Genomic DNA, 13,338 nt, shown 5'->3' with positions numbered 1-13,338 from the left:
TTCGTGTCGAACAGATCAGCAATAACCCGTAAAGGCAGTGGGAACAAACCCCTGCTTCCACGCGTGCCAATGTTTGTGCCGCCGTTGCTGATGCTTCTGGCCGGAGTTTTTGGTTTGCTCTTTTCTGTTCCCAACGGTTCGCTTGGCAAGCCCTACTTCATTGCTTTTGCCGTGGCTGCTGTCGCCGGAACACTGTTGGTGGTTCCTCGCGGCCTGGTAGTTACCGTCGCTCAAATCCCCATTTTGTTCGCGCTTGTCACGTTTTTCACAGCGTGGTTTACCGGTTCTCTCGCCGATCCCGAAAATGGTGGCGCGACCGCGACGACCTCTAAACGCGCTCGCCTGGTGACCTCGGCATATCCCATCATCCAGCAGTTCCCGTGGCTGCTGATCTTGATGATCATCTGTGTCATCATCGCAGTATGGCGTTACCTCGAAATCACCCGCACCCAGGAGAAATCCCTCAACACCCAGCGCAAGGCCGCTAAACAGCGCCAGCATCGTGACGAAGCCGCTGTCGAATCCAGCTCTCAGGTGCGCCGTCGTCTCGCCGAATCTGATCGCCGCGTAGCTTCTCGCTCTCAGGAACGCCCTGCTTCACGACGTCCCGCTGCGGACATTATCCGAGATGCCGAAGCTCGCCGCCAGGCGCGCCAGCAGGCTGCACGCTCTCGGCAGGAGACTTCTCGTTCTGGTGCCCGACCGGCAGCGAGCGCCAGCTCGGCATCGCGCAACGCCGAGCAACTGCGTGAGCGACCAGTTGACCGCTCTGGGGAGCGCGCCCAGCAGCGCTCGAATTTCGCCCAGCGGGCCCAGCAGCCAACATCCCGTTGGCAGTCTCGCCCGCATCCGGGCCAGGCGCAGTTCACTCAGGATTCCACTTCGCCGAACTCGACTAGACAGCAGCCTCGTCGTCCGATTGAACGGCCAAACGCACCGCAGCGGCCAACGCAGGAGTTTCCCCGTCGTCAAGCGGCAGGAACGGCACGGATGTGGGGAGAACAGTCTTCGCCGGAGTCTCGGTCCGAAAAGCCTCAACAGAGTCCCGCACGCCCGGGGAGCAACCACCGTCGCACCGAGGAGTGGCCACCGCGACAGCAGCGCCCTCGCCAGGAACGCATAACCGGGCGCGATAGCAGGTCTCGTTACCGCAAGTAGCTCGGGCTTGCACTTTTACCGTCACAGTTGCCCACAGGCAGATTTAGCCTGTGGGCAACGTGCGTTTATTAGCAGGGCGATCCGCACCATCGTGTAAGTGTTGATGTATGTCGAAATTGGAAACGTCGGCCGAGAAACCGGTTCAGGTTCGACGCCTGAACCAGTTAGTCAAGGACTACATTGAGCGCCTTGGACAGATTTGGGTAGAGGGGGAAATCGCCCAGGTCAACTCCAAGCCGAGCTGGAAGCTCTCTTACATCACTCTGCGTGACACCTCCGCGGAGTTTTCGGTGTCGGTGACTTGTTCTACGGCGGCTCTGCGCAATAATCCGTTGCGCAACGGCGACCGCGTAGTGGTTTTGGGCAAGCCTGCGTTTTATGCCGGGCGGGGGCAGTTTTCCCTGTGGGCTACGGAGTGGAGGCCCGTGGGGTTGGGGCAACTATTGGCGCGGCTGGAACAGCTGCGCCAGGCGCTAGCGGCGGAAGGACTTTTTGATCCACGGCTGAAACGCCCTCTGCCCTACCTCCCCAACAAGATCGGGTTGATTACTGGTCGCGGTTCGGCGGCTGAACGCGATGTGCTTTCGGTCGCGGGTGCCCGCTGGCCCGAAGTGGATTTCCGGGTAATCAACACAATTGTGCAGGGCGCCAAGGCTGTTCCGGAGATTATTGAGGCGCTTGCACAGCTCGACGCCGATCCGGAGGTTGATGTCATCATCGTCGCCCGTGGCGGTGGCAGTGTCGAAGATTTGCTGCCTTTTTCAGATGAGGCTCTGATTCGTGCGGTGAGTAAGGCGACAACACCGATGGTTTCTGCAATCGGGCACGAGCCGGATACTCCGCTGTTGGATTACGTCGCTGATTTACGTGCTGCCACACCGACGGATGCAGCAAAGAAAACAGTGCCCGATGCTGCTGAGGAACGACGCCTAATTGCACAGCTTCGTGAGCGCTCCTCGGCATCCCTGCGGCGATGGGTTGACCGTGAAGTAGCTACTCTGAGGGATTTAACGTCGCGGCCGGTACTGCGCGATCCGCTCACTCCCATCCGCGTGCGTGAAGAGTTTGTCACGGCGCAAGTGGATCGGCTGCGTTTTCTCATCCACCGCAGTCTGGAACGCGAGGAGGCAGTGGTATCGGGATTGCGCGGCAAGGTTTCAGCACTTGGCCCCTCTGCCACACTCGCTCGCGGCTATGCCATCGTGCAGGCACAATCGGCTACTCAGCCGGAACCACAGATTGTGACCTCTATTGCAGATGCTCCGATGGGTTCCCAACTGCGAATTCGCGTCAGTGACGGCTCCATCTCTGCAGCGACGCTAGCTACGAAGCCGGCGAATTAGTAAGCAATGACTTTTCCAACCTTGAAGCTTTAACTACTAAATGTGAAGGACGTATTCGCTAATGAATGACAATGTTTTCGGCGCGGGTCAGGCTCCCTCTTCGGAGGAACAGGTACCGGTGGAGAACCTGAGCTACGAGCAGGCTCGAGATGCGCTGGTCGAGACCGTCAAGCTCCTAGAACTCGGACAGATGAGCCTGGATGAATCCCTGGCGCTGTGGGAGCGAGGCGAGGCGCTGGCCCGCCGCTGCGAGGAGCATTTGGCTGGCGCCCGGGCAAAGGTTGAAGCCGCCTTGGCCAGCAAGAATCAGGATGTCTCGGCTTCTGCCGAGAATGTGGGCGATGAGGACTAAAAAGAGACGAGAAACGATCGTCGGTTCATATCGTTTCTCGTCTCTTCGCTGATAGCTGAGTTCAGCTATTTTATGGCTCTAGTCGGGATTACCACTCCAGGTGAGTGCTCGACTCGGCCTACTTTGCTGGTGCCGACGGCATCTCGGACGCAGTCGGCTGCGGCTGTGACGAATCCGGCATTGTCGCGTCCGGATCGATTGGCTCGGCCTTCTGCATAGCCGCCGCCAACTGTGTGAACTCCTCGTCGTTGGCAGTGCCCTCGATAATTGCGCGGGAGTCACCGAGGTCCCCAACCCATACGCGACGCACGTTGTCCTCAGCCGGCTCATACTTAGTCCAGGTTGTACCTTCCACGTCAGTAGTACCGTCCCGGAGACGGTTCTTACCATCATCCGGCAGCTGACCTGCTTCCGCATCTGTTTGCGTGACCTGAATGAATGCTCCGCTAGCGGTGACATAGCCAATAATGGTCGTCTGCTTCCCCGCCGCCATACCCGCGCGGGTCGAGTTTGAAGTCCAGCCCTCAGGCACCTTCGGCAGGCGAACTGGATAGTCCACGCGCCGAGCCTCCACGTTCACGAATGGGGCAGCATCGACTTCGTGCACCGGACCGTTTTCCGGCTTCCCGGGGTTAAAACTGCACAGGCCGGTAAAGCCAATGGTGACAGCCACCGCAAGAAACATCACCACGAGGGTGAGAATCATGTCTCGACTGTCCTGCAAAATCCTAGGTTTCTCATTCGCCACGCGCTCAAGTATGCCAAAGGCCCCGCAACGAACCTAGTCATCATTCGCACCCGCACAGCTGCAGCTAGCAATACTTGATGACGGACGCTGTCGACGTCGTCAAGCGAACTGACGCCGGAACAAACTTTTGATAACCGCGTGATGTGGGGGTTTAGCCCTGAAACTCCCCCCACTTTGGCGCTGCGTCCACCCCCGAACACCAAAAAGGTGGAACACTAGTAACAGATGCAAAGGCGCTAAAACTGATGCGCCAAACATCAATCAATAGAAATTGTTGCAACGCTAAACCCCAGTTTCCTGGCGTGGCGTCTCCCAGCACATTCTCAAACCTCAAAAGAGTTCTCAAAAACCACGGAAGGGCCAGAAGTCAATGAACGCCTCGAATCCTGAAGCACCAGATCGCAACCTTGCGATGGAGCTCGTCCGAGTTACTGAGTCCGCTGCACTGGCAGCTGGTCAGTGGGTCGGTCGTGGTCAGAAGGAAAAGGGCGACGGCGCTGCCGTCGATGCCATGCGTCAGCTCATCAACACCGTGGCTATGAACGGTGTCGTTGTTATTGGCGAGGGCGAAAAGGACGAAGCCCCGATGCTGTTCAACGGCGAAAAGGTCGGCAACGGCCAAGGCCCGGCCGTTGACATCGCGGTTGACCCGATTGACGGCACGACTCTGATGGCAGAGGGCCGCCCGAACTCTATCGCTGTTCTTGCTGCTGCAGACCGCGGCTCCATGTACGACCCGTCGGCTGTGTTCTACATGGATAAGATTGCTGTTGGCCCGGAGGCTGCCGGCAAGATTGACATCGAGGCTCCAGTTGAGCACAACATCAAGGTCGTTGCTAAGGCCAAGGGGCTGCGTCCGGAAGATGTCACTGTTGTCGTGCTGGATCGCCCGCGCCACGCTGACATGATTCGTGACATCCGCGAAGCTGGCGCCAAGGTTCGACTGATTGGCGATGGTGACGTTGCTGGCGCTGTTGCCGCAGCTCAGAACACGAACTCGGTCGATATCATGATGGGCGTCGGCGGCACCCCAGAAGGTGTCATCACCGCATGCGCCATGAAGTGTATGGGCGGCGAAATCCAGGGCAAACTGCACCCGCGCGATGAGGCCGAAATTAAGAAGGCTCTCGACGCTGGGCACGATCTTTCTCGTGTTCTGACCACCGATGACCTGGTCGCATCCGACAACTGCTACTTCGTTGCCACTGGTGTCACCAACGGTGACATGCTGCGCGGTGTCGCTTACCGCGGTAACGGCGCGTGGACCCGCTCGCTGGTTATGCGCTCCAAGTCCGGCACCATTCGTCGCATCGAGGCTTTCCACTCCCTGGAGAAGCTGCGCAAGTACGCCAGCATCGACTACGGCAAGGGCGAGATGCCTGACATCGATCTGTAAGTAACTACCCCTTTAGTGGTGCCCTCAGGGCACCACTTTTTTAACAAACTGATTCATACTTGAAGATGAATGCGCTAACGGTTCTGCATCGCATGAAAATTGCATGCGCAATGAGGGGCCGTTCTGCGCGCACTCAAGTTCCCCTAACTGAAAGAGGCAACGAATGACAGAGCAGCAGTTCCGCATCGAGCACGACACCATGGGCGAGGTTAAGGTTCCGGTTAACGCCCTGTGGCGCGCACAGACTCAGCGTGCAGTTGAGAACTTCCCGATTTCCGGCCGTCCGCTGGAGTCTGCACAGATTCGCGCTATGGGTCTGCTGAAGGCAGCTTGCGCCATCGTCAACAAGGAGCGCGGCCTGCTGTCTGCTGAGCAGGCAGATGCCATCGTCGCCGCTGCCAAGGAAATTGCCGAAGGCAAGCACGATGCTGAGTTCCCGATTGACGTCTTCCAGACCGGTTCGGGCACTTCTTCCAACATGAACACCAACGAAGTCATTGCGTCCATCGCAAAGGCCAACGGCGTTGAGGTTCACCCGAATGACCACGTCAACATGGGTCAGTCTTCCAACGACACCTTCCCGACTGCCACTCACGTCGCAGCAACCGAGGCAGCTGTCAAGGACCTCGTCCCGGGACTGAAGGTTCTGCAGGAGTCCCTGGCTAAGAAGGCCAAGGAATGGGAGACCGTTGTTAAGTCCGGCCGCACTCACCTGATGGACGCTGTCCCGGTGACCCTGGGTCAGGAGTTCTCCGGTTACGCCCGCCAGATTGAGGCTGGCATTGAGCGCATCGAGGCCACCCTGCCGCGTCTGGGCGAGCTGCCAATCGGTGGTACCGCTGTTGGCACCGGCCTGAACACCCCGGCGGACTTCGGTGCCAAGGTCACCGCTGAGCTCGTCGAACTGACCGGCATCAAGGAGCTGCGCGAGGCTCAGAACCACTTCGAGGCTCAGGCTAACCGCGATGCCCTGGTCGAATTCTCCGGCGCTATGCGCACCGTCGCAGTCTCCCTGAACAAGATCGCTAACGACATTCGCTGGATGGGCTCCGGCCCGCTGACCGGCCTTGCTGAGATTCACCTGCCGGATCTGCAGCCGGGTTCCTCCATCATGCCGGGTAAGGTCAACCCGGTTCTGTGCGAGACTGCCACCCAGGTCGCAGCGCAGGTTCTGGGCAACGACACCGCTGTTGAGTTTGCTGGCGCTAACGGCGCATTCGAGCTGAACGTCTTCATCCCGGTCATGGCACGTAACGTGCTGGAGTCCGCTAAGCTGCTGGCGAACACCGCACGCGTCTTCGCCGAGAAGCTGGTGGACGGCATCGAGCCGAACGTTGAGCGTATGAAGACTCTGGCTGAGTCCTCCCCGTCGATTGTGACCCCGCTGAACTCCGCCATCGGCTACGAGAACGCAGCTAAGGTCGCTAAGACTGCTCTGAAGGAAGGTAAGACCATCCGTCAGACTGTTATCGACATGGGCTTCGTCGACGGCGAGAAGCTGACCGAGGAAGAGCTGGACAAGCGCCTCGACGTGCTGGCAATGGCCAACACTGATCGTGACTAGTTCTTTCTGAACTCGAAGGTGTGAGAGCACCTTACGCATAAGACCCCGTAGTCTCACTTCGCTGAAAGACTTCGGGGTCTACTATTTTTCCTTAACGTCGGACAAGTTTCAGAGAGTGACTAACTATTCCCACCTATCGCCACACCATCGCATTTCCTCGCCGTTGCGTCGCCGAGTGGTTCTCCCGCCCAGGCGCTGTCACCCGCCTAACACCGGGGCTTCTCCCGATGTCACCGAAATCCGAATCCGCCAACCTCGCCGACGGCACGACCGTATTCTCCATGCCGGCTGGCCTCAAATGGATTGCACGTCACGACCCGGCCGGTTTCCTCCCCGGCCAGAGATTCATTGACGAAGTCACCAGCGAGCCCTTTCGCCGCATCACGGGGTGGAAGCACACCCACGTTCTCTCCGATACTCCGCTTGACGACGGCAGCGCTGGCACGGTTTTAGAGGACACCGTTGACACCAAGGTTCCGGTACCCGGGTTGGATTCGATGTTCGCCTACCGTGCTACGAAGGTTGCTGGCGACCTTGCGGCCGTCGATAGGCTTTCGGAGTATTTGGGGCATGTGCAGGAGCCGCTGACAGTGGCGATCAGTGGAGCTACGGGGACCGTCGGAACGCAGCTGCGCGCGCTACTGACCACGGCCGGACATGAGGTGATTTTGCTGGTGCGCTCACGTGAACAGACGGGTGTGGACAAGCGATATTGGGATACTGCGGCACCCGCAGCTGACTTGCTGGAGGGAGTCGACGCGGTCATCCATCTGGCCGGCGCACCGATTGCGGGGCGCTTCACGGAGGCGCATCTTCGAAAGGTTCGCCATTCCCGTGTCGAACCAACGCGAGCTCTGGCAAAGCTCGTTGCATCTACTGACAGCGTGAAGGTCGCGGTTGGAGCGTCGGCGGTGGGGTTCTACGGTGCGGATCGTGGCCCAGAGGTGCTCACCGAGGACGCTGGCCCTGGCGCGGAAGCGCAGCGTTACGACGGCAGCGCCGCCGCGGACAGTCTCTCGGCTATCGTGCGCGATTGGGAAAATGCATGGGATCCCGCTCGCGATGCAGGCAAGCGGGTCGTAAACGTCCGTACTGGTCTCGTGCTTGCTGGTGGCGGCGGACTCTTGCCGCTACTAGCGGGCGTGGTGTTCACCGGACTTGGAGGAAGATTGGGGTCGGGCGAGCAGTGGTTCCCGTGGATTGCTTTGGACGACCTGTTGGACATCTATCACCGGTCGTTGGCAGATTCCGCACTTGCCGGACCTGTCAATGCGGTGGTGCCACTGGCTTCCGGAGTGAATAATGCGGAGTTCACGAGGGTATTGGGAGAGGTCTTGCACCGCCCGACGGCGGTTCCGATTCCTTCACTGGGGCCTGCAGTACTGCTGGGCAAACGCGGTGCTGCGGAGTTGGCTCTCGCGAATCAGAGAGTAGAGGCAGCAGCGCTGCAAAAGGCGGGGCACAGGTTCCGCTTCACTTCGCTTAACGACGCCCTGCGCCACGAGCTATTGAAGGAGACGTAGCCTTCCACCGTGCCTACACAAAACACGAAGGTTGTGTAATTGAATGGCGCGTTGCGACTATCAACAACCCGACCCCTGCGCCTGAGTCCACGGCATCCTGAACAACCCAAAGATGCTCTCTGCATAGGTACTCAAACACCTGTTGACTCATCAACTTGCCATCACATTGCACTCGGTGTAACTTTGCACCTCGTGCAAATTGATGAGAATACCTATCACAGATTGGACCCGGGCCAACACCCCGAGTGCGGTCTCCGGGAGCTCAAAAGGTTTCAAACACACTGCGCTTTGGCCGATGCCGCGACCGCCCTTGTATTGGATCGCGGATACGACCAAGTCAACATCGAAGACATCTGTCAGCGGGTCAATATCAGTCGACGCACATTCTTCAATTACTTCGACTCCAAGGATCAAGCCATCTTCGGCAACGGCATCATGTCATTCGATGCTGACGATGAAGAGGTATTCCTCGCCCAAATTCACCAAGACCCCATCGCGGACATGCTCGATTTCATCGAGAAAAAGCAGCAATCCCAGCTACTCCGATATAAAGAGCTGGGGGCAACCGAAGAGTTTCACCGTCTGCTCAAGGAGCGTATCCGCGAGATTTTGCGCAATGAGCCAAAGCTATCGACGGTTGTCATTTCGAATTTTGGCAACTCAATGCGCCGCGTCCGTTCTGCCTTTGAGCGCTATTTCGAGATGAATCCACAGTCGCGCACGCACCCCGAGCTGCCCGTCGGGCACGAGGTAGCACTGTCGGTCGGTTTCGTCCGCGAATGCGTGCTGTACTCATCGGCTCATCGGGACGAATTCACAACAGATACACCGCTTCACGACGCCGCCGACGTCGTTAAAAATTTCTGGAGGAGGAATAGTGACAGCTAGCAACACCACTGCTCAAGATCAAACCGACACCACGGTTTCTGACAACAAGTCCCACTTGGGAATCATTTTCTTCGCGCTCATTCTCACTATGCTGATGAGCTCGCTGGGGCAGATGATTTTCGCCACCGCCCTGCCGACCATCGTCGGCGAGCTCGGCGGAGTTGACCACATGTCGTGGGTTATTTCTGCATTCCTGTTGGCACAGACTGTGGCAATGCCGATTGTCGGCAAGCTCGGTGACATGATTGGGCGCAAGGGCCTGTTCATGATGGGCATCGCGCTGTTCATGGTCGGTTCCGTCATGGGTGCAATCACCAACTCCATGAGCCTGCTCATCGCCGCCCGCGCTTTTCAGGGATTTGCTGGCGGTACATTGATGGTTTCCTCACAGGCCATCCTGGCCGAGGTTATTCCCGCACGCCAGCGCGGTAAGTACATGGGCATCATGGGTGCTGTGTTCGGTCTGAGTTCCGTGCTGGGACCAGTGCTGGGAGGCTGGTTCACCGACGGCCCGGGCTGGCGCTGGGGCCTGTGGATCAACGTCCCGATGGGCGTGGTTGCACTATCGGCAGCTGCGGCCTTCCTGAAGCTGCCCCGACGCCAGAGTGAAGGAAACTTCGACTACATCGGCACGATGTTCTTGACTGCCGCTGCCTCGACGCTAATTCTCACCACCACGTGGGGCGGTACACAGTACGACTGGAACTCCGGGGTCATCATCTCGCTTATCGTTGCCTCTGTCGTTTCCTGGGTGCTGTTCTTCCTCACCGAGACTCGCGTTTCCAACCCACTGATTCCGACGCACTTGTTTAATAACCGGAACTTCGTGCTCACGACTGTGTCGGGTCTCATTCTGGGTATCGCGATGTTCGGCACTATGGCCTATATTCCGACCTACCTGCAGATGGTGCACTCAATGTCACCGACCGCTGCAGGTTTGATGATGACGCCGATGATGGTCGGCATGCTGCTCACCTCAATTGGCGTTGGCCAGATTATTTCGCGGACTGGTAAGTATCGCTTCTACCCCTTCGTCGGCCTGATGATTATGGCTGTCTCCCTCTACTTGCTGTCCACGCTGGAGACCACCACCCCGCTGTGGCAGGTTGGTGTGTACCTGTTCATCATGGGCTTCGGCCTGGGCACCGGCATGCAGGTTCTGGTTCTCATCGTGCAGAACTCCTTCCCGGTCGCCATGGTCGGTACCGCTACCGCTGCGAATAACTTCTTCCGCCAGATTGGTGGTGCGGTCGGTTCCTCCATTGTGGGTTCGATTTTCATCCACCGCATGAAGGACCTGGCAGGCGAACGCGTTCCGGCTGCTGTCGAACAAATCAAGGCCGCATCACCGGAGGCTGCAGCAGAGTTCGCAAAGCAGATGGGCCCGGAGGGCTTTTCCTCTAAGTCGATCGGTTCACTGACGCCGCACGTACTAGATAGCATGCCGGCGCCAATCCATGAAGCGCTGATCTCCAGCTACAACGATGGTTTGACGCCGATCTTCTTGGTACTAATGCCAGTGATTATTCTGGCAGCAATCATTGTGTTCTTTGTTCGCGAGGATCCGTTGAAGGAAACCGTCGAATAATTAATTCGCGGGAGCCGCGGCTCCCGGCAGCTATGCCCCCACCTGGCCGTCGGCGCGGTCGAGCTTGTCCAGAATCGGACGGTTCGGCTCACCGGCGGCTTCTGCTTCTTCCTGGACGCGCTTCAGTGCGCGCTCCTCTGGCTTTTCCAGGAGCTTTTCCAAAATAATGACATCGCGCCACTGCCCCGCCATTGGGCCGTAGGTCATCTTTGCCATGTGGTGGTAAATCCCCACTTCACGGAAGCCGAGCTTTCGATGCAGCTTTAACGATCCCACATTCTCCGGGAAGACCCACGAGTGAATCGACCAGCAGTCGAGCTCCGTGGCATCGTCGATAAGCTTCTGCAGCAGCGTCGCCGCCAGCCCCATGCCCTGCCCGTCAGGATGGACGTAGATGGAGTCTTCGATGACGCCATTGAAAATCGGGCGCTTGGATACCGGCGCTGCCGATGCCCAAGCCAGAATCTTGTCCGGGTTTTCTGCGTCGACGGCGACGTAACACAAATCCACTCGTTTGAGTGCGATGAATTCGTCCCACTCGGGAGCGGAGTGCTCCCAGGACGCGTGCCCCGTATCCAGGCCAATCTCGTAGATCTCTTGGATCTGTGGATAGTCCTCTTCACGCATCATTCGAATCGTGAAATCGCGCTTCTTTTCAGCCATAACTACAAGTGTGGCTAATTTTTCCGCGCACGTCGAACGAAACGGCAAAAATATTGTAAAAAGATTACTTTCGCCTGCGCGGTCGCCCGTTTCCGCCGCTGCTTCGACGTCCACCACGACCACTGCGCGCATGCTTTACGACGGTCCCAGCGCGCTGCCGGCGGGCTTGCTTAGCAAGCGTCTTTTCTCGGGCCGACAACTTCTTCGGCTGCTCGTCAGCCCTCTTGCGCCCCAACTGCGTGCGTGTCGAGCCCTCCCTGCGCCCCTGGACAATGCCGACGAACTCCTGCCGGAGCTCGTCGTCCTCTACTTTCGGCCACACCAACCAAATAGCTGTCCGAGACAGCGGTTCCGTGGCGCCTTCCTCGGCCACCAAGTTCGATGAGGCCACCGCCTTCTTCGACAGCGCCTTCAAAATCGTGCGAGGTCCCACCACGACACCTGCACCAGTGGCCGCAACGGGCAGCATCTGTCGCAGCTCATCCGGATCCACGGAGGTCAACAGCACAGTTTCGTCCGCCAACAGCTCCTCCGGCACGGACTCTGTGAGGGAGAACACGTGCTCTTTCTCGAAGGCCACGCCCCAGGCTTCGTCGTAAAGCCGGATGCGATGGAGCGACTCGGGCAGCGAGCTTTCGGACTCTAACCGAACCAGCGCCATGTCAGCGGCACCGCCGACCAGGTCGGACATCGGATCGTCGGCGGCGTGGGTGTGCAGTGTTGCCGGAATTCGATCCCTAAAGCGGCGAAACCACTTCTCGGGACTGGTGCCGGTGGCGAACACGATGCGCAGGACGGCGGGTTCAGGAGTCGACATACTCCGCAAGGTTACTCGAATGGGTGCTAGCGTTGAACCCATGAAACCCCTAACCGCAGCCAAAAAACTTGGCATTTTCCTCCCGGCCACACCCGAGGAATTTCGCACTGGTGAGATTTCGCACGCGCAGTTTGCCGAACTGCAATCCAATCCGCCGGAATGGCTCGCTGAGCTACGCCGCAACGGACCGCACCCGCGTCCAGAAGTTGCCCGCAAGCTGGGCATCACTATCACGGCGTTGAAGAAGAACGACATGGACAAGCCGCTGACAACGGCGGAGATTAAGGATTTGCTCGAGCAGATGCCGGAGTGGCTGGAGGCCGCTCGTGAGTCCATGGCGAAGCAGCGCGTGGAAGCCGCTGAGGCAGAGGCCAAGAAGGACGACGGCCCTGGTCGGGCTGCCGCTGAAGCTGCTCGCAACGCCGAGAATTAGCAGACACAGCTGGCACAGCTGACACAGCCAACACCTTCAAGGAGGATCTCGTGGCCATCGACTACACCGCACATGCAATCAACCACAAGGACAACGGTACGGTTGTCCTGATTGGCTCGCTGGGCACCACACAGGAGATGTGGGAGCCCCAGGTAGCCGCTTTGAGCGAAAAGTACCAGGTCATCACGCCAGATGTCCGCGGCCATGGCGATTCCCCTATCCCCGAGGGTGAGTGGGACATGAGCCACTTGGCCGCCGACATCATCGAGGTCCTCGATGAGGAGGATGTTGACCGTGCACATTTTGTGGGACTATCTCTCGGCGGCGCTATCGCCCAGACCATCGCACTAGAACACGCCGATCGCGTGGTCAGTCTGACACTGTCGTCGACGGCGCCGAAATTCGGCACACCCGAGGCCTGGCAGGAAAAGGCCGAGCTCGTGCGCGACAAGGGCACGGTCGCGCTCGCGGACACTGTCGTCCGCAACTGGTTTACCGACGAGTGCTTCGACACCGCCCCTGAGCTCCCCGCCCGCTTCCGCGACATGATCGCAGATTGCCCCGATGACGGCTACATCGGCGCCTGCGGAGCACTCTCTCGCTTCGACACCCGCGAGCGCCTCGCCGAGATCACCGCTCCGACGCTGGTCATCGCCGGTAAGCAGGACACCTCTACGTCTCTCGACGTCGTCACTTCGCTTCACGACGGCATCGCGGGCTCGACCATGGTCGTCATTTCGCCGGCCAAGCACCTGCTCAACCAGGAAACCCCGGAGTACTACAACTCGGCCCTGCTGGCGCACATTGATGGGATTGCCGACTAGCGCCTAAGGGTTAAGTGACAAAAAGTGTGTCCGCTCGGTGT

Annotated in this window: 13 protein-coding genes; 10 read left to right on the top strand and 3 right to left on the bottom strand. The window is 58.8% G+C overall.

Translation table 11 applies throughout. The features are described 5' to 3' along the window. The first annotated feature begins 3 nt into the window (after nt 1-3). From HMPREF3053_RS03745 to HMPREF3053_RS03735, 3 genes are all read left to right on the top strand, one after another. Nucleotides 4-1,158 carry a DUF6542 domain-containing protein gene (locus HMPREF3053_RS03745; protein ID WP_016423169.1) on the top strand — a complete coding sequence of 385 codons (1,155 nt, stop codon included), beginning with the start codon at nt 4-6 and terminating at the stop codon, nt 1,156-1,158. A gap of 107 nt (nt 1,159-1,265) precedes the next feature. Further along, nucleotides 1,266-2,501 (top strand): exodeoxyribonuclease VII large subunit, encoded by a 1,236-nt coding sequence (gene xseA, locus HMPREF3053_RS03740; RefSeq protein WP_005510622.1) that lies wholly within the window; start codon nt 1,266-1,268, stop codon nt 2,499-2,501. A gap of 61 nt (nt 2,502-2,562) precedes the next feature. Further along, a complete protein-coding gene (locus HMPREF3053_RS03735; RefSeq protein ID WP_005510689.1) occupies nt 2,563-2,853 on the top strand; it encodes an exodeoxyribonuclease VII small subunit in 291 nt (96 codons plus the stop codon). 118 nt (nt 2,854-2,971) lie between these two features. Here the strand turns inward: HMPREF3053_RS03735 and HMPREF3053_RS03730 are convergent, their stop codons facing one another. Further along, nucleotides 2,972-3,601 carry a DUF4245 domain-containing protein gene (locus HMPREF3053_RS03730; RefSeq protein WP_005510716.1) on the bottom strand — a complete coding sequence of 210 codons (630 nt, stop codon included), beginning with the start codon at nt 3,599-3,601 and terminating at the stop codon, nt 2,972-2,974. A 370-nt stretch (nt 3,602-3,971) separates the two neighbouring features. Between HMPREF3053_RS03730 and glpX the strand changes: the two genes are divergently transcribed. The 5 genes from glpX to HMPREF3053_RS03705 all read left to right on the top strand — a co-directional run bounded on the left by glpX (nt 3,972) and on the right by HMPREF3053_RS03705 (nt 10,560). Beyond that, nucleotides 3,972-4,997 (top strand): class II fructose-bisphosphatase, encoded by a 1,026-nt coding sequence (glpX, locus tag HMPREF3053_RS03725; RefSeq protein ID WP_005510610.1) that lies wholly within the window; start codon nt 3,972-3,974, stop codon nt 4,995-4,997. A gap of 163 nt (nt 4,998-5,160) precedes the next feature. Continuing rightward, entirely contained in the window at nt 5,161-6,561 is a 1,401-nt protein-coding gene (locus tag HMPREF3053_RS03720) for a class II fumarate hydratase (protein ID WP_016423173.1), read from the top strand. Between the two features lie 227 nt (nt 6,562-6,788). Next, the gene (locus tag HMPREF3053_RS03715; RefSeq protein ID WP_246819366.1) at nt 6,789-8,084 is read left to right on the top strand and encodes a TIGR01777 family oxidoreductase; all 1,296 of its coding nucleotides are present in this window, start codon (nt 6,789-6,791) and stop codon (nt 8,082-8,084) included. Between the two features lie 192 nt (nt 8,085-8,276). After that, nucleotides 8,277-8,972 (top strand): TetR/AcrR family transcriptional regulator, encoded by a 696-nt coding sequence (locus HMPREF3053_RS03710; protein ID WP_049172273.1) that lies wholly within the window; start codon nt 8,277-8,279, stop codon nt 8,970-8,972. Further along, on the top strand, nt 8,962-10,560 hold the full coding sequence (locus tag HMPREF3053_RS03705) for an MDR family MFS transporter (protein WP_049172271.1): 1,599 nt from the start codon (nt 8,962-8,964) through the stop codon (nt 10,558-10,560). The genes HMPREF3053_RS03710 and HMPREF3053_RS03705 overlap by 11 nt, the downstream gene beginning before the upstream one ends. 30 nt (nt 10,561-10,590) lie before the next feature. Here HMPREF3053_RS03705 and HMPREF3053_RS03700 read toward each other — a convergent pair whose 3' ends face one another. Next, the gene (locus HMPREF3053_RS03700) at nt 10,591-11,223 is read right to left on the bottom strand and encodes a GNAT family N-acetyltransferase (protein ID WP_016423177.1); all 633 of its coding nucleotides are present in this window, start codon (nt 11,221-11,223) and stop codon (nt 10,591-10,593) included. 64 nt (nt 11,224-11,287) lie between these two features. Further along, nucleotides 11,288-12,040: a type 2 periplasmic-binding domain-containing protein gene (locus tag HMPREF3053_RS03695; protein ID WP_070767293.1), complete on the bottom strand. Its 753-nt coding sequence runs from the start codon at nt 12,038-12,040 to the stop codon at nt 11,288-11,290. 40 nt (nt 12,041-12,080) lie between these two features. On the opposite strand from HMPREF3053_RS03695, the gene HMPREF3053_RS03690 reads away from it, so the two are divergent. Together HMPREF3053_RS03690 and HMPREF3053_RS03685 are read left to right on the top strand one after the other, a co-directional pair. Further along, nucleotides 12,081-12,473 (top strand): DUF5997 family protein, encoded by a 393-nt coding sequence (locus HMPREF3053_RS03690; RefSeq protein ID WP_042389451.1) that lies wholly within the window; start codon nt 12,081-12,083, stop codon nt 12,471-12,473. Nucleotides 12,474-12,523: 50 nt separating this feature from the next. Continuing rightward, nucleotides 12,524-13,297: an alpha/beta fold hydrolase gene (locus HMPREF3053_RS03685; protein ID WP_070767292.1), complete on the top strand. Its 774-nt coding sequence runs from the start codon at nt 12,524-12,526 to the stop codon at nt 13,295-13,297. Nucleotides 13,298-13,338 lie beyond the last annotated feature (41 nt).

It is taken from the genome of Corynebacterium sp. HMSC064E07, from assembly GCF_001815745.1.
Lineage (GTDB): Bacteria > Actinomycetota > Actinomycetes > Mycobacteriales > Mycobacteriaceae > Corynebacterium > Corynebacterium jeikeium_D.
This window is presented reverse-complemented; position numbering and strand designations above follow the sequence as displayed.

Coding starts and splice junctions, on each gene's coding strand:
- xseA (WP_005510622.1), top strand. CDS start 1,266: ATGTCGAAATTGGAAACGTCGGCCGAGAAACCGGTTCAGGTTCGACGC.
- HMPREF3053_RS03735 (WP_005510689.1), top strand. CDS start 2,563: ATGAATGACAATGTTTTCGGCGCGGGTCAGGCTCCCTCTTCGGAGGAA.
- glpX (WP_005510610.1), top strand. CDS start 3,972: ATGAACGCCTCGAATCCTGAAGCACCAGATCGCAACCTTGCGATGGAG.
- HMPREF3053_RS03720 (WP_016423173.1), top strand. CDS start 5,161: ATGACAGAGCAGCAGTTCCGCATCGAGCACGACACCATGGGCGAGGTT.
- HMPREF3053_RS03715 (WP_246819366.1), top strand. CDS start 6,789: ATGTCACCGAAATCCGAATCCGCCAACCTCGCCGACGGCACGACCGTA.
- HMPREF3053_RS03700 (WP_016423177.1), bottom strand. CDS start 11,223: ATGGCTGAAAAGAAGCGCGATTTCACGATTCGAATGATGCGTGAAGAG.
- HMPREF3053_RS03695 (WP_070767293.1), bottom strand. CDS start 12,040: ATGTCGACTCCTGAACCCGCCGTCCTGCGCATCGTGTTCGCCACCGGC.
- HMPREF3053_RS03690 (WP_042389451.1), top strand. CDS start 12,081: ATGAAACCCCTAACCGCAGCCAAAAAACTTGGCATTTTCCTCCCGGCC.